Consider the following 24,542-nt stretch of genomic DNA (forward strand, 5'->3'; position numbering starts at 1 on the left):
TATGAAATTTATAACAAATTCTTCACATATTCTCAGTACATTTTTTGTATTTCTACTATTAACGCTAGGCACACATTCACATGCCCAATTTATTAATCCGAAGTGGGACGAAAAGATCATGATTACGCCAAAGAATAATGAGATTAAAGTCTCTTGGGCAGTATCAGAAGAGGAAAAGCAACAAGGCCTAAGTGGACTAAAGGCCAACAAGATGAAGAAAAGTGAAGGCCTCGTTTTTGTCTATCAACAAGAGATGCCACTAAAGTTTTGGATGCCTGATACTTACTTTGATCTCGATATTATTTTTTTAGATAAGAACTTTAAAGTTATTGCTATTGAAACACTACCTCATTATCCAAGTCGCAATGAACCGCAAAAGATTCCAACGACTAAGGTTTATCAAGGTCAATTTGTTTTAGAATTGCATGCCGGTATGGCAAAGAAGTTCGGAATTACTAAGGGCTCCCAACTTAAATGGAAGAAAGCCCTCGATCAGAAGTTTCAGAAGTCTCTGGGAATAAAATAAGATACTCATCACGAGCGATATAACCTAAGTGATCACGGACAAGTTTCTTTTTATAGCGGTGATTATTTCTGATTAAATCAAGCTCTTTCATTAGGCCATCATTCTCTGCTTTTAATAGAGTTACTTCATGGTAAGCCTGATCAAGCGTCGATTTCTTATCAAAGTATTCAATTACCCCACCCTGAGAAAAAACTAAGCGGCCTAGAAGGAATAAGCAAAATCCCCAACATAACTTCACACCCCAGTGCGTAAGCTCACCTTTCTTTTTAGATTTAGATTTTACTTTTCTCTTAGCACTTACCGCAGTCTTGGCCTTAGCAATTGCCTTTACTGGTGTTTGGTCAGCATAATTAACAGCTGCAGGAGCTGTTGTCTTCTTTCTTAGAGGTGAAGACATTTCAATATTATCTGCTTGAGTAATTGGTTTTCTTGTTGGAGCTGCACTTGGTGAAGCTGAAACTGATGGTTTTGGTGCTGCACTTGCTTCACGTTGAGCTCGTTGTGCTCTAAGTTTCGCCAATACAGACGATCCCGATTCACTTGATGCTCCTTCATCACGAGATGGAGCAGACATTGGTCTTGGACGAGCACTTGTTGCAGATGCCCTAGGCATTGGAGGCGGCGTTCCCATTGGGGCAGAAGCACGACTCGGTGCACCTGCAGGAGTCCCTCTTTGATCTTGTCTCGAGGCCATCTTTGCACGATTTCTTTCAATCGCTTTTTGCATTGCTGCACTTCTTGAATTTTGCTCTGAACTACTATTAGTCGTCGATGCAGACCCTGACGCAGAAGGTCCACGATTTCTTCCTAGTGAAAACTGCAAACTTACATCCTGTTTTTTGCGAAGTATTCCTCATGAATACTTTTTTTCCCAATATCAATATTTTAATGCGTTTCAAAATTTCACACAAGTAGTTTTCTCACGGAAAACTTATCGTGACAAAGCGCACAAAGGCGATTCGAAGTTTTTTTATTCGTTTACGAAAGAAGATTTTGAGAAGTCGAATAATCAAAATTTGTGTTTAAAGACTCGATTTGAAGCCAAAACTTTCTGATAGTTGCCAACTCAATTAGATATAATTTCAAAGTCTCATCAAGTCCTCTTAGAATCTGAGCATCACTATCAAGCTCTCCTTCTTCAAAAACTAAAGATAATTCTTCAAATATTCGGTGAAAGCGATCTTTCGGCTTTAGAATGAAATGCTTTTCTGAAATACTAAACTCTAAAAGATTCATTTTCTCTTCTAGGGCCTTTTCCAGACGTGTGAAAAGAATACTTGCGATACACACATCGCCAATTGGACCTAGTTTCAGTCTTTGTCCGCTCCCCTCAAGCTTATGGCTTTTAAAGTTAATGCGAATGGCATCGTCACTTCTTTGATACCACCAGCTAAAGCCCGGGTCAGAGATATTGCAAATTAAATCTTCCTCTAAAGGGAAGCGCTTATTAAAAATTTGATCATAAATAACTTGAGCAAGATCTAAGTTAGGAATTTCGTAGTAAAGAGATTCGGCCACTTCACTCTTTTCAATTCGTAGTGACTTAAGTGTCGATACATCGCCAGAGCTAGCTAATTCGAATGTTTCACTAATATTATCTGTAATTACACCACGAATACTAAAAGTCGAGCTACTTTTAACGATATTGTATACGAAACCAGAGGTTTGAGGATATTCAACACATGATTCTGATTCAGACTCTAAACTTTGTGAGCCAAAAAGAAATTCATTGCGAAAATCTTCATCAGCTAAAAATTGTTCTTGTGTATTAAGATTAAAAGTCTCTTGTGTAAGAAAATCAAACTCGTTGTGCACTAACCCCTCCATAGGCAATACATATAATTATAATTTAATAACTTTTGATACGTATTGGCAAGAATTTGAAATTACAAAGAAACTAAAAAACTGCGACGAAAATCTTTAAAAATAAAATCACAATCATCGGAGAGATATCAAATGGAATATCCATTTCTGGCAACATACGACGAACAGGGCCACATGTGTAATCAGAGAGCTGCTTTATTCTTACACAAATTGGATGTGATTTATATTGAGGGATATAAGAAATAATCACATCAATAATGAGAATAAAAATATAAATATCAATTAGTGTTCGAATCAAAATACAACCCCTTTGAACTGCTAAATAGGATATATAAGAAGCCTAAAAAGTTCAAGGGATGGTTAGCAAATAAAAGCTTACCTATTTCACGATACTGGCCGGAATGCCCCTTCCAAGCTTGTTGCAGGCGATTTCATATTTATTCTGACAAGATAGCTCAAGATACTTTTGTGCCTTAGCATACTCCCCATCTTCCTGATAAATATCAGATAATAAGAAACAGGCCGGAGCATTATTTTCTTGTTCACAAACATATAAGTAGAAATCGCGTTTGAAAAGAATGTAAAAGATTGCCATGATAAAAAAAACAGAACCCATGAAGGCCCAGTTCTTCTTATAGCTTCTTTTTGGTGCTGTATATTCTTGATCGCTCATTCAAATAAACTCATTTGTGAACCCATGACAATATCGTCAAAGGAGATACCCATAAATTTTAGCACATCAGTTGCAACTGGTGATAACTGTTTATCAATATAATGCTGATAATCGATGTCCTTAGGCGCAAAAACAAGAGGAACAGGGCCATGAAGCGTCATTAAGTAATCGATTTTTCTGATGTTCTTATCAGGTTCTCTCTCCTGCAATAACCTTGCGGCCTTTACATGAGGAGGATTTGTTTTTGTGTATTCGCTGATATCTTTTGATAATCGTTTTGAATAAACCAATTGCCTATCAAAAAAACCATTCTTTAAATCATTAACGTAATTCTTAATATATTCATTTAAAGACTCTGAATTAAAAAACCTCTTATAGATTTCATACTGAAAGCTTTTAGCGGCTTTCGTCCAATCAGAACGAACAAACTCCATTCCAGAAAAATATAATTCACCATTTTCAAAAATTCCGGCATAGCGCTTCTTTGCACCCATTTCAGAACTTCGAGATTCAGGGATAAACAACTTCTTAAAGCATTTCTCATATTCCATTTCAAGATGAGACTCGAGGTCGTAATCTCTTTCGATTAACTCCGTTAAGTGAGTTGTTATTTTACGAGCTAGATCTGTACCGGCCTTATCCTTTTGAGATGATTCTAAGAACTTTAATTTTATGAAAACAGAATCAGTATCACCATAGACAACTTCGTAGCCAAGAGAGCGTGCATAATTCATGGATTCATTAAGAAGCCACTGACCTGTTGATGTTATCGATGTCGCTAGATCCGCGTGATAAAAGCGGCAACCACCAGAGCCCATTACACCATAGAAAGAATTCATGAGAATTTTAACGGCTTGAGATAAGTTCTTATCCTGCCTTGTTTTTGCTATTTCACGCTGTTTTAAAAGAAAATCAATTTGTTCTGGAAGAATATGCTCTGTCTTAGAGAAAGCAACTCCATTTTTAAGTATTGTTGAATTCACATCACCTTTTAAGCGAGAAAGAGGATCTATTTTAAAAGTTTTAATAATCGTTGGGTAGAGAGACTTAAAATCTAGAACCACAACGTTTTCATGTAACCCTTTAGTTCCCTCAATAACAAGTCCACCCAGAGATGCACTTTCCTTATCAATATCTAAGGTATTTCCCGCAATAAAACCTTTACGGTGTAGGCGTGGTAAATAAATATGATCAAAAGCACGTGTTGAACTTGATAAACGATCAATTAACATTCCACTTAATTGTACGCGACGATAGAGATGTTCAATAATTTCTAACTTTTTATAAATATCTAAAACAAGAGTACAGTCGAGAATATTATACTTTGCAAGAGCATGCTTTTCTTCTAAGAAACGTCTTGTAATTTCTTCAACTTTATCCATTCCTGTTTCGGTAATATCTTTATTTGCACCAAGAACTTCAGTTGCAACAGTATCAAGTTTAAAATTTTCAAATTGATAAAATGCTGCTCTTAAAGTTGGAGGGCCATCAATAACCTGACGACCAGCTATTGTTGAAAACCAACCGGCTCCCTTTCTTTCTCTAAGACGTACTTGCGAGCCATCACGGCCAAGATTAAATTTAATGCCAAATTGTTGGCACTTGCGCTCTAAAAATTTTAAGTCAAAACCGATAACATGCCATCCGACAATGAAGTCAGGGTCATAATCAGGAAAATCATTAATGAATGCAATCATTAACTCTTTTTCACTTCGATAAAAAGTTGTTAACTCATCATTAGTATATTGGCCGCTTTCATCAACCATATAAACTTTCTTAATATCACGATTGCCTATTTGATGTATCGCAATCGAATACAGATCATTGCCCATACTCGTTTCAATATCTAAGGACATGATATTAAAATTAGGCGTTGGTTTTTGGGCGGACTCATGAATTCCCAAGGCCTTCATTTGTGGGTTATGAAAAACACGCATCTTGCCAATCACTTGAGCTTGTCCTTGAATAAGAACTTCACCATTAATGAATCTCTCCATCAAGAATCGCTCATTTGGCCTAACGTCACTTTCATAGGTACGAATCCCATTTTTATGAAAGTGCTCTCTCGTATCCATAAGATCTTTATGACGATTAAAATAGATACCATCTAAAGTTCTGCCATTAAAGGCTTTAAGGTTTAACTTCTTTCTTTCTCCTTGAAAGCTAAGATTTAAATTAGCATCACTTTCAATAAAAAAAAGTGGTCTTTCATTAGAGATAATTACTTTTACGACATCTTCAGGTGTTTTAATCCAAAAGATTAAATCCATATGATTTGCCTGATCAACGACCTGATCGTGAATGATAAAACCTTGTGTACTCGTGATATTCGTCATAGACAGAGCGTAGCTTATTTAAAGCAATTTGTTAAAGAGGATTTAGCCTTTTTTAGCATTTTCTTAAGTTTAGACATTGGTAAAAGCCCCGATATGCAAGGCATGACAATAACAATCGTATTCACAGTATTCAATTTAGTTTTTTTAGTGGATTTCTTTTCGGAGAAAGATGACAAGGGCAAGAAGTATCGCTTACTAAGCTATATGTTCTTCGGTGTCTTGGCACTCTTATCCATTCAAGTTTTCCAAAACCCTGTAATGAGCGTGGTATTTACAGCACTATCACTTCTATCCCTAGGATTCGCTCTTTTAAATGAATTCTTAAATCCCCCTAAGAGTTCGAAAGAGAGGGTCTACAATGGACTAGTGAATATGCTCTTACCAGTTGCGATTTACTTTATTGCCCTAAGATGGTTCCCTTCACAAGGAAATCTCGTGGCAGCAGAAGGAGGACAAGATATTAATCGCAATATCTTCATTATCCAAACTCTTCTTGTTCTGGGCGTAGCTTTCAAGTATTCCCCTACCCTCATCTTTACCAAAAAAGCTACGAAAGAACTTAATGAAGATATCAAAACTATCAAGTTATAGTCCCATCTGGGGCTAGATCATGTGGCCATGATTACCCGATCTATGCTAGTGTGTAGATACTTAAACGGAGATAATTATGGCCACTTTTAAATCAACAAAACACTTCTATGGCTTCCCATGTACACACCGTCAATGGAAAGCAGATTCACATTGTCGATTCGTTCACGGATACTCACGCTCATTCCACTTTGAATTTGAATGTTCACAGCTGACTAAGGAAATGTGGGTAATGGACTTTGGTGATCTTAAAGACGTTAAAGCTTGGCTTGATGATATGTTTGATCACACTTTCCTTGCATCACAAGACGATCCATTTATGGAAGAATTTAAAAAACTTGATGAAGCTGGTGTTGTTCAACTTCGAGTGCTTCCAAATGCAGGAATGGAAGGAACGGCCGAATTTGTTTATGAGAAAATGTCTGAACTAATTAAAAAGAAGACAGACGGTCGCGTTTGGATTTCACGTCTAGAAGTGAAAGAAAACGAAAAAAACTCAGCTATTTATATTCCATAATTCTTGTCGTGGGTTCATTATATTTCGAGTATATTGGGCCCATAACTATCCCTAAGCAAATAATTCCATTTAGAACAAATAAACACTGAATAAATTAAGAAAATTTAAGTCAATTTCGATGAGTTAAAGACTTGAATAGTATTGTATTGAGTAATATAAATTTATCTTAATACTTGACCAAAAAGAAAGCCTAAAGGATGTCACATGAAAATAGCGCCACTAAACTCTTGGATAAAAATTGATGAAAAACCACTTGTTATCGCAGGCCCGTGTTCTGCGGAAAGTGAAGAGCAAGTATATCAAATTGCAAAAGAGCTCGTGGAGAATGGCAAAGTGGACGCCTTTCGTGCAGGAATTTGGAAGCCAAGAACTCGCCCTAATACATTTGAAGGTGTAGGTCTTGTTGGTCTTCCTTGGATGGAACAAGTTAGAAAAGATTTTAATATTCCAATTACAACTGAAGTTGCCAATGCTTCTCACGTCGAATTAGCTCTTAAGCACAATGTTGATATTCTTTGGATTGGGGCACGTACTACTGTTTCACCTTTTGCTGTTCAAGAAATTGCAGAAGCTCTTAAAGGTGTCGATATTCCTGTTATGGTGAAGAACCCAATCAACTTAGACCTTGCTCTTTGGATGGGTGCTATCGAAAGGTTCTCAAATGTAGGTCTTGATAAACTTGCTGCAATTCACAGAGGTTTTTCAAGTGCAGAAAAAACGAAATATAGAAATAAGCCTTACTGGGCAATTCCAATTGAATTAAAAAGACTTATGCCTGAGCTTCCAATTATCTGTGACCCTTCACACATTGCAGGGAATCGCAACCTAATTGGAGAAGTATGTCAGAAGGCCATGGATATGAATATGGATGGTGTGATGGTTGAAACTCATATCACTCCAGAAAAAGCATTAAGTGATGCCGCTCAACAGGTAACTCCAAAAATGCTTCACGATATCATCACTCACCTACAAGTAAGAGATGCTATTGGACACAATGATGGCTTTGAAGACGAACTTAATAACCTTAGAAATAAAATCGATCAAATTGATAATGATATCCTAGAGTTTATGCATATGCGTATGAATATCGTTAAGCAGATTGGTGCACTTAAGAGTGCAAATAACGTAACTCCACTTCAAGTAGGAAGAATGGATACGCTAATGAATGATCGTATTGCTAAGGGTGAAAAGCTATCTCTTGATCGCAGATTTGTTGAAGAGCTATACCACGCAATTCACACTGAATCAGTTAGAGAACAAACTCGAATGATGAATGATTTTAAGAAAGAATCTTAAAAAGTGATATAATTAAATTATGAAAGTATCTGAAAGAGTGGAAGGAATTGCTCCGTCTGGAAGTATCCAGATATCGGCACAAATTACAAACCTTAGAAATCAAGGAAAGGATATCATCGGTTTAAATATCGGTGAGCCTGATTTCTTGCCAAAAGAAAGTATTCTTGAAGCAATCTATGAGGCCCTCAAGAAAGGGAAAACTAAGTATTCTTCAGTAAGTGGTGAGCCAGAGTTAAGGCAAGCTATTGCAAGTTACTTTAACAAACGTTGCAATACTCAGATTGGCCCTCAAAATATTCTCGTAGGTAATGGCTCAAAGCAAATTATTTTCAACTCTTTTCAATCAATTCTAGATGAAGGTGATGAAGTTATCGTCCCTATCCCATATTGGGTAACTATTCCTGAAAGTATCAAGCTAGCTGGAGGAAAGTCTGTTTTTGTTAATTCACAAGAAGATTTTCACCTTGATCTTGATGCAATTAAGAACGCTATTACATCTAAGACAAAAGCAATCTATATCAATACACCAAATAATCCATCAGGTGCTGTGTATACAAGAAAAGAATTAACAGAACTTGGTGAGCTTGCTATTGCTCATGATTTAATTATCGTAAGTGATGAAGCCTACGAGTCTCTGACTTATGACTGTGAATTCGTCTCACCTCTTATGCTTGGTAAAGAAATCGCAGATCGTTCAATTTCAATTCAAAGCTTTTCAAAATCATTTTGTATGACAGGCTTTCGTGTCGGTTACATGATTGCCAAGGAAGAATTCATTAAGAAAGTTGATAGTTTTCAAGGTCATCTTTGTGGAAATATTCCACCTTTTACTCAATATGGTGCAATCAATGCCATTGAGCATAGTGATGAAATTATTGGCGATATGCTTAAGACCATGCATGAGCGCAAAACTCGTGCTTATGAATTATTTTCTCAACTCTTTAAAGTCTCTAAGCCTCAAGGAGCATTTTATCTATTCTTAGATATAAAACCATTTATTGAAAAAGGTATCGTAAAGGATTCTATTGAGATGGTTCAAAAGCTAATTGAAGAAGCTGGTGTTGCTCTTGTTCCAGGAAAGTTTTTTGGTCAAGATGATTATATTCGCCTAGCTTTTACAGATTCTGTTGAACGTATTGAACAAGCTTATGAAAATATAAAAAAGGTTCTTTGTTAATGAAAGTTGGAATAATTGGTTTCGGACGACTTGGTAAGTTAATTTCAAAATACTTAGAAGAAGATTTTACAGTTGAGGTTTATGACATCAACGAAAGTGTAAAAACGGAAGTTGAGGCCATGGGTTGTCACTTCAAGTCTCTTAAAGAAGTTGCAAGTAATCCAATCGTCATCCCTTTTGTTCCAATGAATAAATTTGAAGCAGTCATTAAAGAAATAGCACCAATGTTATCAAAGGATGCTCTCGTTGCTGATGTTTGTTCTGTCAAAGAAATGCCTGTTGAAGTGATGAAGAAATACTTACCTGAATCAGTAAGTATCCTTGCAACTCACCCAATGTTTGGACCGGACTCAGCAGGTGAAACATTATTTGGAACAAAGATAGCGGTTTGTCCTGTTCGCATTGAAGATAAGTATTATCAAAAGATCTGTGCCTTTATGCGTTTTCATGGGATTAAAGTTATTGAAACAACTGCCGCAGAACACGACAAACAAATCTCACACTCTCTTCTACTCACTCACATGATTGGTAGAACCCTTATGGATATGGATGCGAAAAAACTTCCTATCGATACTAAAGGTTACCGAAGACTTTTAAAAATTCTCAAGACTGTCGAAAATGATTCATGGGAATTATTCGCGGATATGAATGAGCATAATCAATATGCCAAACAAACCCGTGAGGACTTTATTGAATCATTTAATAAAGTAGTTAAAAGGCTTGAGAATTGAATAAAGGCATGAAGGTAGCATTTCAAGGCACCAAAGGTTCTTACTCAGAAGAAGCACTCTATAAATATTTTGGTAAAGACGTTAAGGCCGTGGGCATTGCCCTAAGTGAAGACGTATGTAGCGCCCTTGAAAATGAGGAAGTCGCTTGTGCCATCTTACCTATCGAAAATAGCATCGTCGGAAACGTCGATATCAATATGGATTTAATTTTTAAACATGACTTCTTTGCCATTGGCGAACTCTACCTAGAAATTAACCATTGCCTTATGGCCAATCAGGGTGTTGATGTAGCGGACATTAAGGCCGTCTACTCTCACCCGATTGCTTTGGCCCAATGCCATGGCTTTTTTAAAGATCAAGGCCTAAAACCTGTTGCTGAATTCGACACGGCAGGTTCTGCCAAAATTATCTCAGAGTCGAAGTCTTTGAATGAAGCCTGTGTTGGATCTCGTCTATGCGCTGACTACTACGGCCTTAATATCATTCAAGAAAAGATTCAAGATGAAGCGGCAAACTACACGCGCTTTCTAATTTTCGTCAAAGAAAAGAATATTCCAACAGGAATTGGGAAAGAAAAAACAAGTATCGCTTTCACAACAAAGCACCACCCAGGAGCTCTTCTAGGGTGCCTGCAAGTTTTCGCTGACTACAGCATCAACTTAACAAAGCTGGAATCACGCCCAATCCCACACGAGCCATTTAAGTATATCTTCTACGTTGATTTCATGGGTGCGCTTCACAATGACAAGGTCCAAGAATGCCTTAAAGAGTTAAAGCGTGACGCTAATGACATTAAGATTCTTGGAAGTTATCCTGCGGGTCAGTTCTAAGCCTTAACCTTTCGAATCGCGATAAAAGAGATGTCATCGTACTTAAGCCAAGCATCTTCGTTTTGAATTTTACAAAACTCAGCGAGGTTTTCAAATGACTTATCAAAAATCCCCTGTCCAATAAGTTCAGTAAGGGAGTCATGAGGGATATTGTCGAATAAACCATCACTTCCAATGAGAATGGTGTGACCTTTTTTAATATTGGCCCCAGAAGTTGATTCAATTTTAATGACGTCATCACCCATGAGGTTATTAACATAATTTCTTTCAGGGTGAGCAAGGGATTCTTCCTGACCTAGAACACCGGCCTTAACCATATGGCCAACTCCAGAGTGTGGAGTGGAAGTATAGATTTCATTGCCGTGGGCATTCCAATAAAGAATTTCCGAATCCCCAACGTGGTAAAAGCGAACCATATCATCTTTGATCTGGGCAAAGGCAAGAGTTGATCTTGCTCCGGCCTTAAGGTCAGAGACGTGTTGATTGGCCGTTTCAATAAGTTCAATACAATTACTTCCATCTTTATACTGGGCCACAGCTTCAACGATAGCAACGGCCGCATCTCGGCCACGTGGATGTCCTCCAGCACCGTCAGAAACTCCAACAACAAAAGATTTCTCTTCACCACTAATAAAGAGTGCATCTTCGTTATTGTCATTAGTTTCTTTTAGTTTGTGTTTAGCTATGAAGTAACCAATTCGATAATCACCAAAATCGAAAATTTCATGTTCAAATTCTTGTATATCGGAAACAATTTTCTTAAACGGCATCTGACCAATCCATGGTTTCTAGGTGATAGCGAAGCATACTAATATTCTTAAAACGATTTAAGATCATCCCACGTTTAAGTCCACAAATAATGTACTTAATCGATGGTGATAGCTTTTTATAATGCTTCTGTCCTCCTAGGATATCATAGAAAATTCTGATGATTTTTATAATATCTTCATCGCGATTATCTTTTTTCGAATCGCCCCAGTGGTGAAGATCGATAATCTTTAAATCAAACTCTAATCCAAAGCGACGAATAATAATATTTTCAGTATGAAGGTCACCATGATACTCACCTTCTAAGTGGATTGATTCAACACCGACAACAATCGAATAAAGTAAGTGGATGGCAGAAAAGATTTCCAGACGCTTATTCTTTTGTTTTTGAATAAACTCTCCAAGCATCTCCCCTTCAATAAACTCAGATGTTAAGCAGGCAACTTTTTGACCTTTAAGAGTAATTAATTCATGCGATAGGCAGTCCATAACAATTGGACTATGTTTGAGCTTTTCAAGCTTCAATGCATATCTAGTGCTTACCTTGAATTTCTTATTTCTTTGCGGGAAGTAAATTTTTACGGCCCTTTCAATATTGGTGTGTTTTTCTCTTACGCGGTAAACTTCACCTTCGTAACCAGAACCAAGTTTCTCAATGACAACATAACGCCCGGCAAGGGTGCGCCCAGGAGCAATATCAAACTCTTCAATCTCAACTATATCGCCTGTTTTAGTCAAATGGTCCTCCACGGTGTGTATGTAGCATATCGGCTTGAGAGTGCATTTGCTCAAGCATAATCTTCTTAACCTCACGTCTTATTATAATAATTTCTAAAACAAGAAAGACGGCAAAAACGATATAGAAACCGATGGATTTAAAGAAGGCCCAACGTGAAGTTGATTCATAAATAGCAAGGTAGCCCATAAAGATTCCATTAAAGAGTAAGAAATAAGCCAAGTGGTACTCGATCTTTGTCATGATCTCTTCGGGAATATTTGCTTTCTTTTCCATATCTTCCATCATGGTAAGCATTAAGCTTTTTCCTTGCCTAAGATTAAAGATCAGAAAGCCACTTAGAAAGAGGCCTGTAAAAAATGGCTGAAGCTTAAACCACACACCATCGTGTCCAATTAAAGAGATTGGTCCAAGAACTAGAATGATAATGAAATTTAATTTAGAAATTGAATGAATATGCTTAAAGAAGATCTTTTCAAATATGATTTCTATAATCGCCAGTGAAAGACCACCAATAATGGCAATCTCCACTGTCTGTGTTTCTTCCAGATACCAATAAAGAAGCGCTGGGAGAAACGATATTAGAAATAAGTTATTCTTTTTCATCTCATATCGGATTATGCAGCATTTCTTCTTTTCTGGCAAAACTCCTCAAATTCTTCTTTAATACAACTTGGTTCAAGAATTTCAATTTGATCACGCATTGAATATAGCCAGTCAAATAAGTATAGCGACTTTTCAACTGAGGCCGCCCAAATGATTTCTCCATACTGATTTGTTGTTGAGTATGGATGACCAAGAAAGATTAAATTACTAATTGGAGGTAACTCAAAGCCATAATTTAACTTTAGGACTAAGCGCTGGTCACTTCCATCAATATGTCTTAAGGCATTGATATATTCTTCAATTTCAAATCGTGAATACATGGAAGAGTAGTCGAATTCTTGAAATTCAATATCATCGACTTCGTTCATATCAATAGTGATTAATTTCTTAGTCACAACATCTTCACTAATGACTTTATATAGATTTTGAGAAAGAACGACTCGCCAAGGTCTAACTTTCTTTTTTGATTGATCTAAGAAAGTAAACTCACACACTCTTCCTTCTTTACAAGCGGCCTGGATATCTTTGATCAATTCACGATGTGAAGTATTCTCCAGTAGTACATCTCCATAATCTCTACGCCAAGAAAGTGGCATTAATAAGAATTCATCATCCTTAGGGCGCAGATCAATCGACAACCCATAAAAGTGAGACTTCTCATAGAACATATAGAATTCATCTCGATTAATGTGATTTTTTCTTAGGAAAGTAACCAAACTGATTGGCTTTCTAATTTCTTCTAAATTAAACAAAATATTCCAAAAATTTTGATCTTCCATAGACGAAAATGACGTCATTACAGCTCCTTAAATAACCTACTATATTTATCGGATATGGCCATCATTTCCTTTAGTGATTTTTATAAAATTTAGTGCGATAATATTGCTATGGTATTGAAATCACTACTTAGAAATCCAGTACTAGGATTCGGAATATTAATATTTATTATCTTTATCTTTCAGTTAAGAGAAAACGGTGCCTTTCAAAAAAGAGCGGATAGTATGCTTGCAACTTCATGTCGTTCAGTAAAAGTGCGTCTTGATAAGTATATGCACCCTTCTTGGAAGATTGAATGTAATAAAAATAATCTCGAAGTGACAATTCCTGTTGATGAAAAGATCGTACCAGAAGGCACTGACAAAGAAATCCTTCGCCAAGAAATGTATAAGGCGTTGGCCAATTCTTATATTTCAATTTCACGCTATGCTATGGATGAAAGTCTTGAGCGTACGATGATGGTCGTTGTGAAACTTGTTCACCCAAAAATGATTCTCTCTTCTCTTTCAGAAGGGAAATATGTCGTGAAGTTAAAGACTCTTAAGAATAAGAATAACCTAGCTCGCCACATCCATCAGACTATCCAAGTCCAAGAGGTCGCAGAATAAGTCTGCCTTCTCTGCTTTAAAACAAGTCGTGTGTCCATTAACGTCTAAGCAATACTGAAATGCGTGTAAATAAAGACGCTTATCTTGTTCTTTATTATATTCTTCGTTATAAAGCGGATCCCCGATAATTGGAAGGCCAGCATTAGAAAGTTGAACACGTATCTGATGGCGATGTCCTTCGTTGAGTGTAACCCTAACTAACGTAAGATTCTTTCTTTCGTGATAGTAGAGAGAATCTACCTTTAAAGTCGCTTCCACTCCAACATCATTCACAATCATCTTCTCACCTTTAATTCCACTTGAAACGAGACGATCTGTTAGATGTAAACTCTCTTCAAGCTTGCCACTTACGACGGCCAAGTAAGTCTTCTCTTTTGCAATTTGAGAAAAAGAATTTCGAAGATTCTCATGGATAAGCTCATCTTTAATATAGATAAGCACACCACTCGTTAACTTATCAAGGCGATATAGAAGGCCCTTCTCATAATCAGAGCGAGGGTTTCCAAGGCTTGGAAGATTAAAGTGATCACGCATGAAATTAAGTACAGTATTTGTTTCACTATACTCCATAGGGTGTCCGTGGATCCCCTGTGGCTTATTTAAAACGATAAAAATATCATCCTCATAAATCACTTCAATAGCAACTCCTGTGTAGATAGGATTGACGTGATAGCGATTTAAAAGGTCTCTTGGCAGATATAGCTCACTCTTAGGAGCAAGATGCGACTGAAGCGCAACCTTTGATATATAAGAGGTCTTGATTGCTTTATTGGAAAAATGGAGCTCCCCTTTAAGGAACTCCTTTAATGTATCTTTTTCAGTGAGATTACAGAAATTATTATTGTGCTTCAACTTTGTGGCCATTATCTTCTAGATCACGTTTTCTTATCATAAATTCAACTTTACGATTTTCATTATCAATCTCCATTTGAGATCGACCAGGAAGATCAGTTAAACGAGTATCACCATAAAATATCGTTGAAATTCTTTCTGGATTGATCCCTCTTCTAATAAGAGATTTAGTGGCCGCAGTGGCACGGGCCGATGATAACTCAAGAGCATCACTCTTACCATCATTAGAAACTTCACCGCGAGCAGCATAACCCATAACAAAGACTTTCCAATTTCGCTTTTTAAGAAGATCAATCATTCGCTGATAAGAAGATACCGCAATCTTTGTTGATTCAATTTCAACAGAGCCGCGTTTAAAATAGATTTTATCTTTTATACGAACAACGATCCCTTCAGATTGTTCATATACTGTCACATTTTCGCTTAAGTTAAATTCCTTAAGGTCGTGGCGCATATTTTTTAAAACTTCTTCAGAGCCACGATTAATTTCGTGTTTATCAAGTAACCCTTCCATTGTAAGAAATTCAATTGGAAATGGTTTGATTGGAGTTTGTGATTCCATCATTGTTGGAAAGTTATCAGGAGACTTCCCCTTTTGAATAACTTCACCCTGCTGAAGAACGTTACCACCAAAGGCATTGCGAATTGAACCAAGGGCCGCTTCATACTTAGCAGTCTCAGTCTTTGCAAAAGAAAGAAGTAGTACGAAGAATGTTAGTAGAAGTGTTACAAGGTCAGAGAATGTAGCCATCCACCCCGGAAGGCCAGGAACACACTCAGGACACTTTGCTTTACCACCATCATCTACTACTGCAGCACTATCATCTGCCATTTCTTACTCCTTGATTACCTTTAGTATTTATTCCTCAAATACTGGTTTTTTTATTGGTTTTAAGCCTATTCTTCACCTTCATCCGAAGCAGATCTTTCACTTGGCGGAAGGAATGAATTAAGTTTTTCAATAATCATACGAGGGTTTTCACCTGCAACAATTCCAAGTGTTCCCGCTACTACGATACTCATGGACATAAGTTCCATTTGTGATCGGTATGAAATTTTATTTTTAACAGGTCCTGCAAAAACGTTGGCAATAATCGCACCATAGAACGTTGTCAGAAGGGCAACGGCCATGGCCGGACCAATCGCCGACGGATCTGAAAGGTTCTGAAGCATCTGTACTAGACCGATTAGGGTCCCGATCATTCCCATAGCAGGGCCATCTGCCGCAACACCATCAAAAACATCTGCCCCAGTCTTGTGACGAGACTCCATTGAATCAATATCCATTTGGAGAATCGAAGCAATAACTTCAGGAGGTCTGTTATCCGCTGCAAGAGTCATCGCCTTCTTCATAAACGGATCATCAATTTCAGCTTTCTCTAAAGCAAAAACTGACTCACGTCTGGCAAGCTCTGCGAGTTCTTTAATTTTGTTAATTTTGTCTTTAGGATCAACTGGCGTGAAGAAGATCGATTTCATTGCAATTGCAACAAGACCTTTTACAACCTCCATTGGCCAACGATAAAGAGTTACTCCGATTAGACCTAGACCAACAACAAGTACTGAAGGGACATCAATGAAAATTGAGATCGCCCCACCTGACATAATGGAACCCATGATTCCACCTACTGCTAATACTAATCCAATGACTGATGCTATATCCATACAACATTCCTATGAAAATTTTCCTATTTCATTCTAAGTATCGGAAATGAGAAGTCTTACCTTAATAAAATTTTAGTAAGCACTTTAAATTGCATAGTTGTGGAAATTTCTACCGATTGAAGATGTTCAGTAAGGAGAATAAAAAAATGCCCCTCTCACTAAACCTAAGCTTAATAAGAAGGGCATTAAGGAGATTATTGAGAAACAAGTCCTATGTTTCCAAAAGATTAACTGACTATTTTACTTTAGAAGTATCGACACCATTCTCTTGAAATGTTGTGTCGAGAAACTTAAGCATTTTTGATCTCAATTCATCCATTGAAACAGTATCATCAAGCATTAACTCTTTCTTAATGAAATCAGTTGGTACACCTGAGATTTCAACTAAATCATTTAATTGCACCATAACGTCCTTGTTGTGAGTATCTTTGTTCTGTGTTGTCTGTGTTGTGTTGTTTGTCATATCCATTGACTTCCCTCTCCTGCGACAAATTTTCAACGATCCATGTTGGAGCAATCCTTTGCTTCACTTTGTCACAAAAAAATCATATCTAGCGTGATATTTGAATGTCAAAACTAACAAAACAGATGTAAGAATTTATTAGATTTTTACATCCTTAAAGAAAACCTTAAGAAAGCTATTAGCTTTGGCTTTTAGTTCGAAGAATTCGCTCTCAGCGTCACTTAGTAGAGTGATTCCTCCTCCTGCCCCGTATAGAGCGAGGTTAGAAGATGATGCAATATCTAAAGAACGGATATTTATAGATGATTTATAAATATTGTCAAAATTTAAAATGGTAGAACCTGTGTAAATTCCTCGGTCTTTGTTTTCGATATTTTTTATCAATTCAACGACTCTTTTCTTCGGTGCACCAGTGATACTTCCTCCTGGAAACAGGGAGGTAACTAAAGAGAGGTTGTTGCACTCTTCTAGCTCCACACTTATTTTAGAGTACTGATGAATAAGTCCTGGCACATAAAAAAATTCGCGCATTGATTCAACTTTTGAAAAGTTTTTTCCAATGGCAGACAGGTCATGTCTTAAGAGGTCTGTAATTATATTGAGTTCACTTGTATTTTTGGCGTCGTTAATCAAGAAGTCTTTGCCAAGGTGATCGGCCACAGTTCCCTTGATTGGTCTTGTTGTGAGCTTTTTTCTTTCGTGGTCATACTCGTATAAGCATTCTGGAGAATTACTAATAACGAGACGCTCTTCAAATGGAAGACTTAGGATATGTGCAAATTCACCGAGCTTGGGATAAAGCTCTATACTTAAAAATGTATTAATCAGATCATCTGTATTTGAAATTTTTAACTCGATAAGAGAAGTTAGATTTAACTGGTAACAATTTCCGGCCAATAAATTTTCATATGTCTTATGAAATAGATTTTCATACTCATCTTTAGTAATAATTTTTTCTACTGTAGCTGTCGTTTTCTTATGGGCTTCTGTAGGCCTTATAATGCTTTTCTCTTCAAAGTTTATAAGTGTTGCAAGGCTTAGCTCTTCTTCAAAGTAAGGGGCATCAGACAAAAAGTAATGGCCTAATTCATAATGCAGAGATTGCACATGCCAGCAGTGTCCTAATAAGTCTTTTAAAGCAGCAACAGAGAAGTCCTGTTCAGTTTGACGGAGTCGATCGTAAATTTTCTTATTTGTTATATGAAGGTATTTTGAAGGCCTCTCAAGTTTTAAGAAGCCTTCTTCATGTTTAAAGAGAGCGTAAGTCGATTGACTAGTTTCTGCCATCGTCTTGTGCATAGGCGATATTTTCGAAACTTGTATGCGCACCAACGAATGTTAGCTTTGCAGTTCCAACTTCACCACCACGGTTTTTACCAACGATAACTTCTGCAATCCCCTGATCTTTTGTATCAGGGTTATAATATTCATCACGATATACGAACATAATAATATCCGCATCCTGCTCAATTGATCCAGATTCACGAAGATCCGAAGTCATTGGACGTTTGTTAGGACGAGATTCAACCCCACGGTTAAGCTGTGAAAGTGCGATTACCGGACACTCAAGTTCTTTGGCCATATTCTTTAGGCCCCTTGAAATTTCCGCAATCTGCTGTTCACGAGGAAGCATCTTATTGTGTGAACTCATTAGCTGAAGGTAGTCGATAACCACAAGTCCCAGACCTTCAGATGCTTTGATCTTACGACAAGCAGACTGAATATCGAGAAGGTTTGTCCCAGCATTATCATTAATATAAATTGGCATATCAGCAAGTTGCTGAATCCCCTGCCCAATTTTTCTTAAATCTGTTTCAAGGAACTCTTTTGTACGAATTCTTTTTGAATCGATCTTCGCACGTTGAGTTAGAAGTCTCATTGAAAGTTCCTTGGCCATCATCTCCAGAGAGAAAAGAGCAACTGGAAGTTTTGAGAACTCACAAGCATTCTGTGCAACGTTTAGAGCAAGAGCAGTCTTCCCCATGGCAGGACGGGCAGCTAGAATAATTAACTGACCAGGTTGCATACCAAGTAATAACTTATCAAGGGCACCATAACCAGTCGGTACACCATGAATCTCACCGGCAACGCGCGATGTATCTTCAATTTCTTTAATGTTTTCTTTTAGACACTCATTAAGCTTAATCATACTTCCTTGCTTGGCCTCGTTTGTAAGACCAAAGAAGATTGATTCTACTTCCTGAATGAAGTCTTGTGCATTTCCAGAGAAAGTTGCACCTTTGTCCGCTACCTTTCTAGCTTGGCGAACGAGGTCTCTAAGAGACGCCTTGTCTTTTACAGTCTTTGCATAGTGACGAAGGTTTGCACTTGATACCTGATCTTCTGTAATATCAAGAATGAAGTTCTGACCACCAATTTCATCAAGGCGATTGTGGTCTGAAAGATATGAACAAATTGTTACGTAATCAACAGGGTTATTCGAGTGAACCATATCTTTAATGGCATCGAATACAATTCCATATTTCGGATTATAAAAATCCTTTCCCTCTAATTTTAAATCAGAGATTTCATCAAATGACATACTATCTAAAATTAAGCATGAAAGTAGAGATTTCTCAGAAAGAGTATCGTTTGGAAGTGTTCTTGCGTTGTTCGAGTTGTTTTGCTCAACCATATTCTGCCCCATAATATGATTAGAAAAAAGAAGGGAGGCTTAAAGCCCCCCTCTTTAATATAAGAAAAAAATTAGCTTCTTAGGATTCTATTAGCTTCCATCTTAAGCTTTTCTTCTTCAGACATCTCACCTGAGTTGTCACCAGAAGCAGCAGCTTCAGCAGCTTCTTTAGCAAGAAGTTCTTGAGCAGCTTTCATTGCAGCAAGTTCTTCAGCTTTTTTCTTGTTTTCTTCTTCTTGAGCTGGATCCATTTTTACAGTTACTGTAAAAGTAGCATCTACACCTGCGAAAACTTTAGCTTTAACTTCGTAGCTACCAATCGCACGGATTGGGTTTTCTAGAAGAAGGTGTCTTCTTTCTACATCGTGACCTAGTTTACCTAGTTCAAGAGAAAGTTCGTGAGTAGTAACAGAACCAAATAGTTTACCGTTAGTACCAACTCTTTTGATAAGTTCAATGTTTAGTCCATTGATTGCACCAGCAACTTTTGTTGCAGATGCTTTATCAGCTTCAACTTGCTTAGCAAGTAGTTTCTCAAAGTGCTTAACCTGAGCTGTGTTTGATTCATCAGCTAGAACTGCAGCACCATTTGGAATTAGGAAGTTTCTTGCATAACCAGCTGAAACGTTAACGATCTCACCAACGTTACCAAGAGACTTTACAGTTTCTTTAAGAATAACTTTCATTTTATATCTCCTTATTATTTTTAAAAAATCTTCTAAAGTTGACCCAATAGTCTAATAGGCCAACAATCGCAATAAAACGATGAGCAAAGAAAATAGTCATAATCGCAAGAATTGAGCGAACAAACCCAGTCACCTTAATATATTTTAAGAAGTCTAAGTAAACACCCATTCCTTGAAAGAAATAGAATATTCCTAAGCAAAGTAAGATATTAAGGCCAATAACCTCAACAATCTCACCACCAATATACTCTCCACCTAAGAAGAGAGCTAGCCCAATAACTACGATAAGGGCAAAGTACTCTGGCACTTGAAAGCGCACAAAGTGCTTTAGACCAAATTTGTAGCCATGAAGCATTTTCCATAACTTTGCATTTCTTAAAAGCATGAAAACTGTTAACCATAAAATAAAGAACGTACTTACAAAAATAACAGAGAAGCCCCATTGATAGATTCTCTTAATGATATCTTCTGGGTTTTCAAAAACACTTTGGTAAGTTGCTGCGACTTCACCACCGCGAGCAATTAATTCTTTATAATCTGGTGAATTCTTTAATTGTGACAAACCTTCATTTACTGAAGTTGTAATCGTCGTCGAGATTGTTGAAGGAAAAATCACTTCAATTGTTCCCAAAAGTCCGAAGATCACAAGTAGGAGTATAAATCCTCTCTTTAATAATCCTTTTACAGGATCTTCATTGCGTAAAATCGTAGCGGCACTCAAGTAACCAATGATAACAGCGTAGAATAAAACGTACGCCGAGTTAGCAAGGATTAAAAAAGAGTCGTTCGATTGTGCAGCAATAAAGCAAAGAACGATCATTACACCGAAAGTCACAAGCGTCTTTAAGTTTCCATAGATTAAGAAAGCGAATGCCACTGGAAGTGGTGAAAATACACCTAGTGGATAAGCAACACTTAAGATCAAACTCACTACACATAAGAAAAGTAACTTCCCAATTGTGAAGTTATCTTTTGAGATAAGTGTAAATGTGTTTGGTTTCTTATCGTTCATTATCTTTTTCTAATTCCCTTAAGACTAAATTCTCAACGCTCTTAGTGAGCGAAGTCACCTCTAACGTGAGATACTAGACCAATATTTCTTGCTCTCTTAATTGCAGATTGTGCCCATCTGTGGTGCTTAGTAGAAACACCTGTAACTCTTGCTGGTTGAATTTTACCAAACTCGTTGATAAGCCAGTTGTAAGTTTTTGGATCTTTCCAGTCTGCAGTGATGCTGTTTGCTTTGAACCAACAGTTCTTTCTCTTAGCAAATCTTCTCTTATCTTTTTCTGCACCTTTTTCTAGTTCATCAGTTTGTGAACCTGGGTGAGCTTTTGAGAATGGAGTTTTGTAAGCTTTAACAACAGCTTCTGCGTCTGCGTTGTTGTCTGCTAGTTTAATGATTAGATACTTGTGAACGTCTTCGTTGATTTTGAAACGTCTTTGAAGTTCTGTGTTTAGGTCTTTGTTACCTGAAACGATGAAATAGATGTAGTTACCTGTTTTAGCACCGTTCTTGGCAGTTTGAGCAAATGTTCTCATTCCCCAATCATCAGTTAAAAGGACTTCACCTTCGTAATTTTTTACAACTTCTGCTACTAGGTTTTTAAGGCTAGTTTGTTGCTCTTCAGTTGCGCCCGCGTGAGCTACTAATGCTAACTCATAAATCATACTTTATCTCCTGGACAATAGTTATTATTGGCCTCCCTACCACAGGGAAGCGAGTAAATTAACGGTCAAATGTGGTGCTAATCTATCAGCAACAGCGCTTTGTGTAAAGCGACTTCGGGTACGCGCCACCTTTACGTGATTACAATACGTTGGACAATACAAGGAGGGGCAAAGCTATGTAGTTTCGGACACTTAGATGATAGCGACGGTAATAATATCCCTCGAATGAGCGTAAAATAGCCTAAATATGCGAATTTTTTTCAATTTATTCAAAAGAGAACAACCTAAACTACTGAATTCTCGATAAGGTGGCGCGTACTACTTTAGTCGAGCCATTCAAGGAGGACGTCGATCTTAGCGTTGATATCATCGATTTCAAGAATTCCCTGCTTTAGATCTGGCGAAGTAACCACAAATTCAGTAATGGCCCCGATTAAAACAACAGGATCTTTTGTTGCTTCCATGAGGGCATCGTACTCAACTTGATTTTTAAAAAATGATTTTGCCCAATGACGAAAAACGAGACCAAGCCTTTGCAGTGAAATCATGTGCTCAGGCATCACTGTTAGAAACTCTGTAATCGGGTCGACTTCAATTGTATTAAATGGAAGCTCTTCATTATAGACGTCCATGATGAGACCTTTAAAAAGAGGCTCAAGGACAACAAGCATTGTTCCATCTTTTGATTTTTGAAGAATTTGTACGCGGCCAAGCCCCACAACTCTCTTTACCGCATGATACTTTTCATGGTCAATTCCAATGGTATCAGCTTCTTCATCAGCATCTTGCAAAGTCGCATAGGCCAAAGCGACAGGTGTATTAGTTTTCTCTGCTTCATGAATCATATGAATGTAGCGTGGTTCAAAAATATTGAGGGGCTTTTTTAAGATCGCCTGATATGAAACTTTATGTAATGGGAATAGAAGTGCTCTCATATCAGTAAAACCTTAAAAGCAAGTAAGGGTGCCTTAGGCACCCATGCAGCTAGAATATTTCGTATTGTTCAACGTGATAAGAGTTCTCCGAGCGAATCTGAAGATTAACGCTGAATACCTCTTCCATCGTTTCGATAATATCAAGCTCTTCACCACAAAGAGATGCCGTCACTTCTGGGTGAGCATAAATTGATATCTTCTTTGACTCTGGATTGTTGCGAATTTTCTTTCCAAGTTCACGAACAATCTCATAGCAAATCGTATTTACTGTTTTTACAATTCCATTTCCTTCACAGTATGGACAAGGCTCACACATGATACGTGTAAGAGTGTCACGAGTTCTCTTTCGAGTCATCTCAACAAGCCCTAGTTCGGAAATAGGAAGGACTTTTGTTTTTGAACGATCTTTCTTAAGAGCGTCTACTAGTGAGTTATAAACAGCTTCGCGGTTTTCAACTTTTTCCATATCGATAAAGTCGATAATAATAATCCCACCACAGTTTCTAAGTCTTAGCTGATAAGCGATCTCTTTAACTGCTTCAAGATTAGTGCGAAGAATTGTTTCTTCTAATGTTTTTCGTCCGACAAATTTACCCGTGTTAACGTCAATTGAAACAAGGGCCTCTGTTTGGTCGATATTTAGTGAACCACCTGAACGAAGGTAAACCTTATTGCTTAGTCCCCTTTCAATTTCAATATCAACACCAAATTTTTCAAAGATCGGATTTGTTTCATCAAAGAATTTTGCCTTCCCCTTAATTTGTGGAAGATACTTTGTTGCAAATTTTTCAACTTCTTTCACACCGTCTTTATCGTCGATAATAATATTATCAACATCTTCATCTGTAATATCTCTTAAAACTCGTTGAATAAAAGTTAAGTCTTCATAACAAAGCGCAGGTGCTTTTTCTTTTTCAGATTTCTTTTGCACCTCTTTCCAAATTTTTGTCAGCATATCGTAGTCAGACTTAAGAGTTTTATATGAGCTTCCTTCCGCAACAGTACGAGCAATAACACCCTTACCTTCTGGACGAATTGTCTCAAGCATCTCTTTTAGACGATCACGCTCTTCCTCATTTTCAATACGGCGAGAAACACCAGTGTGCTCAATAAAAGGCATATAAACAACATAGCGCCCAGGGATTGTTACATGACGAGTAACACGTGGACCTTTAGTTGAAATAGGCTCTTTTGCAACTTGAACAATGATCTCATCCCCTTCTTTTAAGAATGATTCAATCGTTGCAGACTCTGGACGCATTTTCATATCCATCGATTCTGAAAGAGTTGCTAACTCATCAGGAATCACAAGGCCATTTTCTTTCTTCTCTTTCTTAATTTCCTCGGCCTTCTTTGCCATCTCTCTTTGCTCATCAAGAGTCGGAAGATAAGCATCATCAACGTAGAGGAAAGCTGCTTTTGAATAGCCGATGTCAACGAATGCAGACTGCATTCCTGGTAAAACTCTTAATACTTTTCCTCGGTAGATATTCCCAAGGCGTGGATGCGGCGTTGTCGTTGGCTTAGTTCTCTCCATTAGGAAGTCGAGAATTTCACCATTCTCCATCAAAACAGCACGCCACTCGTTAACTGTTTTGTTAATAATTAAATCTTTAGACATATATATTCCTTTTAAACTCAA

General features: G+C 37.4%; 28 protein-coding genes. 8 read left to right on the plus strand and 20 right to left on the minus strand.

Features of this window, described 5'->3' with window-relative positions; translation table 11 throughout:
- The first annotated feature begins 1 nt into the window (after window position 1).
- The gene (locus ABMA70_RS06135; RefSeq protein WP_392990954.1) at window positions 2-526 is read left to right on the plus strand and encodes a DUF192 domain-containing protein; all 525 of its coding nucleotides are present in this window, start codon (window positions 2-4) and stop codon (window positions 524-526) included.
- Here the strand turns inward: ABMA70_RS06135 and ABMA70_RS06140 are convergent.
- The 5 genes from ABMA70_RS06140 to ABMA70_RS06160 form a co-directional block, all read right to left on the minus strand.
- Entirely contained in the window at window positions 471-1,349 is an 879-nt protein-coding gene (locus tag ABMA70_RS06140; protein WP_103216409.1) for a septum formation initiator family protein, read from the minus strand. The genes ABMA70_RS06135 and ABMA70_RS06140 overlap by 56 nt on opposite strands.
- A gap of 155 nt (window positions 1,350-1,504) precedes the next feature.
- On the minus strand, window positions 1,505-2,341 hold the full coding sequence (locus ABMA70_RS06145) for a hypothetical protein (RefSeq protein ID WP_103216408.1): 837 nt from the start codon (window positions 2,339-2,341) through the stop codon (window positions 1,505-1,507).
- 82 nt (window positions 2,342-2,423) lie between these two features.
- Window positions 2,424-2,648: a YggT family protein gene (locus ABMA70_RS06150; protein WP_021266446.1), complete on the minus strand. Its 225-nt coding sequence runs from the start codon at window positions 2,646-2,648 to the stop codon at window positions 2,424-2,426.
- 81 nt (window positions 2,649-2,729) lie between these two features.
- On the minus strand, window positions 2,730-3,023 hold the full coding sequence (locus ABMA70_RS06155) for a hypothetical protein (RefSeq protein WP_103216406.1): 294 nt from the start codon (window positions 3,021-3,023) through the stop codon (window positions 2,730-2,732).
- Complete coding sequence (locus tag ABMA70_RS06160; protein WP_392990950.1) at window positions 3,020-5,359, minus strand: DNA polymerase II; 2,340 nt, start codon at window positions 5,357-5,359, stop codon at window positions 3,020-3,022. The genes ABMA70_RS06155 and ABMA70_RS06160 overlap by 4 nt, the downstream gene beginning before the upstream one ends.
- A 102-nt stretch (window positions 5,360-5,461) precedes the next feature.
- Between ABMA70_RS06160 and ABMA70_RS06165 the strand changes: the two genes are divergently transcribed.
- The 6 genes from ABMA70_RS06165 to pheA all read left to right on the plus strand — a co-directional run bounded on the left by ABMA70_RS06165 (window position 5,462) and on the right by pheA (window position 10,498).
- On the plus strand, window positions 5,462-5,950 hold the full coding sequence (locus ABMA70_RS06165; RefSeq protein ID WP_146037740.1) for a hypothetical protein: 489 nt from the start codon (window positions 5,462-5,464) through the stop codon (window positions 5,948-5,950).
- 76 nt (window positions 5,951-6,026) lie between these two features.
- Window positions 6,027-6,464, plus strand: a complete 438-nt coding sequence (locus ABMA70_RS06170) for a 6-carboxytetrahydropterin synthase (protein WP_103216403.1) — start codon at window positions 6,027-6,029, stop codon at window positions 6,462-6,464.
- 204 nt (window positions 6,465-6,668) lie between these two features.
- Complete coding sequence (locus tag ABMA70_RS06175) at window positions 6,669-7,760, plus strand: chorismate mutase (RefSeq protein WP_392990948.1); 1,092 nt, start codon at window positions 6,669-6,671, stop codon at window positions 7,758-7,760.
- A gap of 19 nt (window positions 7,761-7,779) precedes the next feature.
- Complete coding sequence (locus ABMA70_RS06180) at window positions 7,780-8,937, plus strand: pyridoxal phosphate-dependent aminotransferase (protein WP_392990946.1); 1,158 nt, start codon at window positions 7,780-7,782, stop codon at window positions 8,935-8,937.
- Entirely contained in the window at window positions 8,937-9,668 is a 732-nt protein-coding gene (locus ABMA70_RS06185; protein ID WP_392990944.1) for a prephenate dehydrogenase/arogenate dehydrogenase family protein, read from the plus strand. The genes ABMA70_RS06180 and ABMA70_RS06185 overlap by 1 nt, the downstream gene beginning before the upstream one ends.
- A gap of 8 nt (window positions 9,669-9,676) precedes the next feature.
- Window positions 9,677-10,498, plus strand: a complete 822-nt coding sequence (gene pheA, locus ABMA70_RS06190; protein WP_146037739.1) for a prephenate dehydratase — start codon at window positions 9,677-9,679, stop codon at window positions 10,496-10,498.
- On the opposite strand, the gene ABMA70_RS06195 is transcribed toward pheA, so the two are convergent.
- From ABMA70_RS06195 to ABMA70_RS06210, 4 genes are read right to left on the minus strand one after another with little or no spacing between them, the layout of a single operon-like run.
- On the minus strand, window positions 10,495-11,268 hold the full coding sequence (locus ABMA70_RS06195; RefSeq protein ID WP_103216398.1) for a PP2C family serine/threonine-protein phosphatase: 774 nt from the start codon (window positions 11,266-11,268) through the stop codon (window positions 10,495-10,497). The two genes, pheA and ABMA70_RS06195, sit on opposite strands and share 4 nt — an antisense overlap.
- On the minus strand, window positions 11,258-12,004 hold the full coding sequence (locus tag ABMA70_RS06200) for a protein kinase (RefSeq protein WP_392990942.1): 747 nt from the start codon (window positions 12,002-12,004) through the stop codon (window positions 11,258-11,260). Before ABMA70_RS06200 ends, ABMA70_RS06195 begins: the two co-directional genes overlap by 11 nt.
- Window positions 11,997-12,608: a septation protein IspZ gene (locus tag ABMA70_RS06205; RefSeq protein ID WP_103216396.1), complete on the minus strand. Its 612-nt coding sequence runs from the start codon at window positions 12,606-12,608 to the stop codon at window positions 11,997-11,999. The genes ABMA70_RS06200 and ABMA70_RS06205 overlap by 8 nt, the downstream gene beginning before the upstream one ends.
- An 11-nt stretch (window positions 12,609-12,619) precedes the next feature.
- Window positions 12,620-13,405, minus strand: coding sequence for a WYL domain-containing protein (locus ABMA70_RS06210; RefSeq protein WP_103216395.1), 786 nt, complete (start codon window positions 13,403-13,405; stop codon window positions 12,620-12,622).
- Window positions 13,406-13,495: 90 nt separating this feature from the next.
- On the opposite strand from ABMA70_RS06210, the gene ABMA70_RS06215 reads away from it, so the two are divergent.
- Window positions 13,496-13,993 (plus strand): hypothetical protein, encoded by a 498-nt coding sequence (locus ABMA70_RS06215; RefSeq protein ID WP_146037738.1) that lies wholly within the window; start codon window positions 13,496-13,498, stop codon window positions 13,991-13,993.
- On the opposite strand, the gene ABMA70_RS06220 is transcribed toward ABMA70_RS06215, so the two are convergent.
- The 11 genes from ABMA70_RS06220 to ABMA70_RS06270 form a co-directional block, all read right to left on the minus strand.
- Window positions 13,943-14,857, minus strand: a complete 915-nt coding sequence (locus ABMA70_RS06220; protein WP_103216393.1) for a pseudouridine synthase — start codon at window positions 14,855-14,857, stop codon at window positions 13,943-13,945. The two genes, ABMA70_RS06215 and ABMA70_RS06220, sit on opposite strands and share 51 nt — an antisense overlap.
- On the minus strand, window positions 14,832-15,677 hold the full coding sequence (locus ABMA70_RS06225) for a flagellar motor protein MotB (RefSeq protein ID WP_392990939.1): 846 nt from the start codon (window positions 15,675-15,677) through the stop codon (window positions 14,832-14,834). Before ABMA70_RS06225 ends, ABMA70_RS06220 begins: the two co-directional genes overlap by 26 nt.
- A gap of 65 nt (window positions 15,678-15,742) precedes the next feature.
- Entirely contained in the window at window positions 15,743-16,510 is a 768-nt protein-coding gene (locus ABMA70_RS06230; RefSeq protein ID WP_103216391.1) for a motility protein A, read from the minus strand.
- A gap of 235 nt (window positions 16,511-16,745) precedes the next feature.
- Window positions 16,746-16,979, minus strand: a complete 234-nt coding sequence (locus ABMA70_RS06235; RefSeq protein ID WP_021266251.1) for a hypothetical protein — start codon at window positions 16,977-16,979, stop codon at window positions 16,746-16,748.
- A gap of 132 nt (window positions 16,980-17,111) precedes the next feature.
- Complete coding sequence (locus ABMA70_RS06240) at window positions 17,112-18,272, minus strand: chorismate-binding protein (RefSeq protein WP_393022144.1); 1,161 nt, start codon at window positions 18,270-18,272, stop codon at window positions 17,112-17,114.
- Entirely contained in the window at window positions 18,247-19,608 is a 1,362-nt protein-coding gene (gene dnaB, locus ABMA70_RS06245) for a replicative DNA helicase (RefSeq protein ID WP_233189671.1), read from the minus strand. Before dnaB ends, ABMA70_RS06240 begins: the two co-directional genes overlap by 26 nt.
- 71 nt (window positions 19,609-19,679) lie before the next feature.
- Window positions 19,680-20,294, minus strand: a complete 615-nt coding sequence (rplI, locus tag ABMA70_RS06250; protein ID WP_103216388.1) for a 50S ribosomal protein L9 — start codon at window positions 20,292-20,294, stop codon at window positions 19,680-19,682.
- Window position 20,295: 1 nt separating this feature from the next.
- Window positions 20,296-21,306 carry a DUF2232 domain-containing protein gene (locus tag ABMA70_RS06255; protein ID WP_103216387.1) on the minus strand — a complete coding sequence of 337 codons (1,011 nt, stop codon included), beginning with the start codon at window positions 21,304-21,306 and terminating at the stop codon, window positions 20,296-20,298.
- A gap of 41 nt (window positions 21,307-21,347) precedes the next feature.
- Window positions 21,348-21,965: a 30S ribosomal protein S18 gene (gene rpsR / locus ABMA70_RS06260; protein WP_103216386.1), complete on the minus strand. Its 618-nt coding sequence runs from the start codon at window positions 21,963-21,965 to the stop codon at window positions 21,348-21,350.
- A 323-nt stretch (window positions 21,966-22,288) separates the two neighbouring features.
- A complete protein-coding gene (locus tag ABMA70_RS06265; RefSeq protein ID WP_103216385.1) occupies window positions 22,289-22,900 on the minus strand; it encodes an LON peptidase substrate-binding domain-containing protein in 612 nt (203 codons plus the stop codon).
- Between the two features lie 49 nt (window positions 22,901-22,949).
- A complete protein-coding gene (locus tag ABMA70_RS06270) occupies window positions 22,950-24,521 on the minus strand; it encodes an Rne/Rng family ribonuclease (RefSeq protein ID WP_103216384.1) in 1,572 nt (523 codons plus the stop codon).
- Window positions 24,522-24,542: the final 21 nt, after the last annotated feature.

The organism is Halobacteriovorax sp. XZX-3, from assembly GCF_043196495.1.
Lineage (GTDB): Bacteria > Bdellovibrionota > Bacteriovoracia > Bacteriovoracales > Bacteriovoracaceae > Halobacteriovorax_A.

Coding starts and splice junctions, on each gene's coding strand:
- pheA (WP_146037739.1), top strand. CDS start 9,677: ATGAAGGTAGCATTTCAAGGCACCAAAGGTTCTTACTCAGAAGAAGCA.
- ABMA70_RS06230 (WP_103216391.1), bottom strand. CDS start 16,510: ATGGATATAGCATCAGTCATTGGATTAGTATTAGCAGTAGGTGGAATC.
- ABMA70_RS06255 (WP_103216387.1), bottom strand. CDS start 21,306: ATGAACGATAAGAAACCAAACACATTTACACTTATCTCAAAAGATAAC.
- ABMA70_RS06155 (WP_103216406.1), bottom strand. CDS start 3,023: ATGAGCGATCAAGAATATACAGCACCAAAAAGAAGCTATAAGAAGAAC.
- ABMA70_RS06185 (WP_392990944.1), top strand. CDS start 8,937: ATGAAAGTTGGAATAATTGGTTTCGGACGACTTGGTAAGTTAATTTCA.
- ABMA70_RS06170 (WP_103216403.1), top strand. CDS start 6,027: ATGGCCACTTTTAAATCAACAAAACACTTCTATGGCTTCCCATGTACA.
- ABMA70_RS06270 (WP_103216384.1), bottom strand. CDS start 24,521: ATGTCTAAAGATTTAATTATTAACAAAACAGTTAACGAGTGGCGTGCT.
- ABMA70_RS06180 (WP_392990946.1), top strand. CDS start 7,780: ATGAAAGTATCTGAAAGAGTGGAAGGAATTGCTCCGTCTGGAAGTATC.
- ABMA70_RS06135 (WP_392990954.1), top strand. CDS start 2: ATGAAATTTATAACAAATTCTTCACATATTCTCAGTACATTTTTTGTA.
- ABMA70_RS06210 (WP_103216395.1), bottom strand. CDS start 13,405: ATGACGTCATTTTCGTCTATGGAAGATCAAAATTTTTGGAATATTTTG.
- ABMA70_RS06220 (WP_103216393.1), bottom strand. CDS start 14,857: ATGGCCACAAAGTTGAAGCACAATAATAATTTCTGTAATCTCACTGAA.
- ABMA70_RS06235 (WP_021266251.1), bottom strand. CDS start 16,979: ATGGATATGACAAACAACACAACACAGACAACACAGAACAAAGATACT.
- ABMA70_RS06205 (WP_103216396.1), bottom strand. CDS start 12,608: ATGAAAAAGAATAACTTATTTCTAATATCGTTTCTCCCAGCGCTTCTT.
- ABMA70_RS06195 (WP_103216398.1), bottom strand. CDS start 11,268: ATGCCGTTTAAGAAAATTGTTTCCGATATACAAGAATTTGAACATGAA.
- ABMA70_RS06160 (WP_392990950.1), bottom strand. CDS start 5,359: ATGACGAATATCACGAGTACACAAGGTTTTATCATTCACGATCAGGTC.
- ABMA70_RS06225 (WP_392990939.1), bottom strand. CDS start 15,677: ATGGCAGATGATAGTGCTGCAGTAGTAGATGATGGTGGTAAAGCAAAG.
- ABMA70_RS06165 (WP_146037740.1), top strand. CDS start 5,462: ATGACAATAACAATCGTATTCACAGTATTCAATTTAGTTTTTTTAGTG.
- ABMA70_RS06265 (WP_103216385.1), bottom strand. CDS start 22,900: ATGAGAGCACTTCTATTCCCATTACATAAAGTTTCATATCAGGCGATC.
- ABMA70_RS06215 (WP_146037738.1), top strand. CDS start 13,496: ATGGTATTGAAATCACTACTTAGAAATCCAGTACTAGGATTCGGAATA.
- ABMA70_RS06175 (WP_392990948.1), top strand. CDS start 6,669: ATGAAAATAGCGCCACTAAACTCTTGGATAAAAATTGATGAAAAACCA.
- dnaB (WP_233189671.1), bottom strand. CDS start 19,608: ATGGTTGAGCAAAACAACTCGAACAACGCAAGAACACTTCCAAACGAT.
- ABMA70_RS06240 (WP_393022144.1), bottom strand. CDS start 18,272: ATGCACAAGACGATGGCAGAAACTAGTCAATCGACTTACGCTCTCTTT.
- rpsR (WP_103216386.1), bottom strand. CDS start 21,965: ATGATTTATGAGTTAGCATTAGTAGCTCACGCGGGCGCAACTGAAGAG.
- rplI (WP_103216388.1), bottom strand. CDS start 20,294: ATGAAAGTTATTCTTAAAGAAACTGTAAAGTCTCTTGGTAACGTTGGT.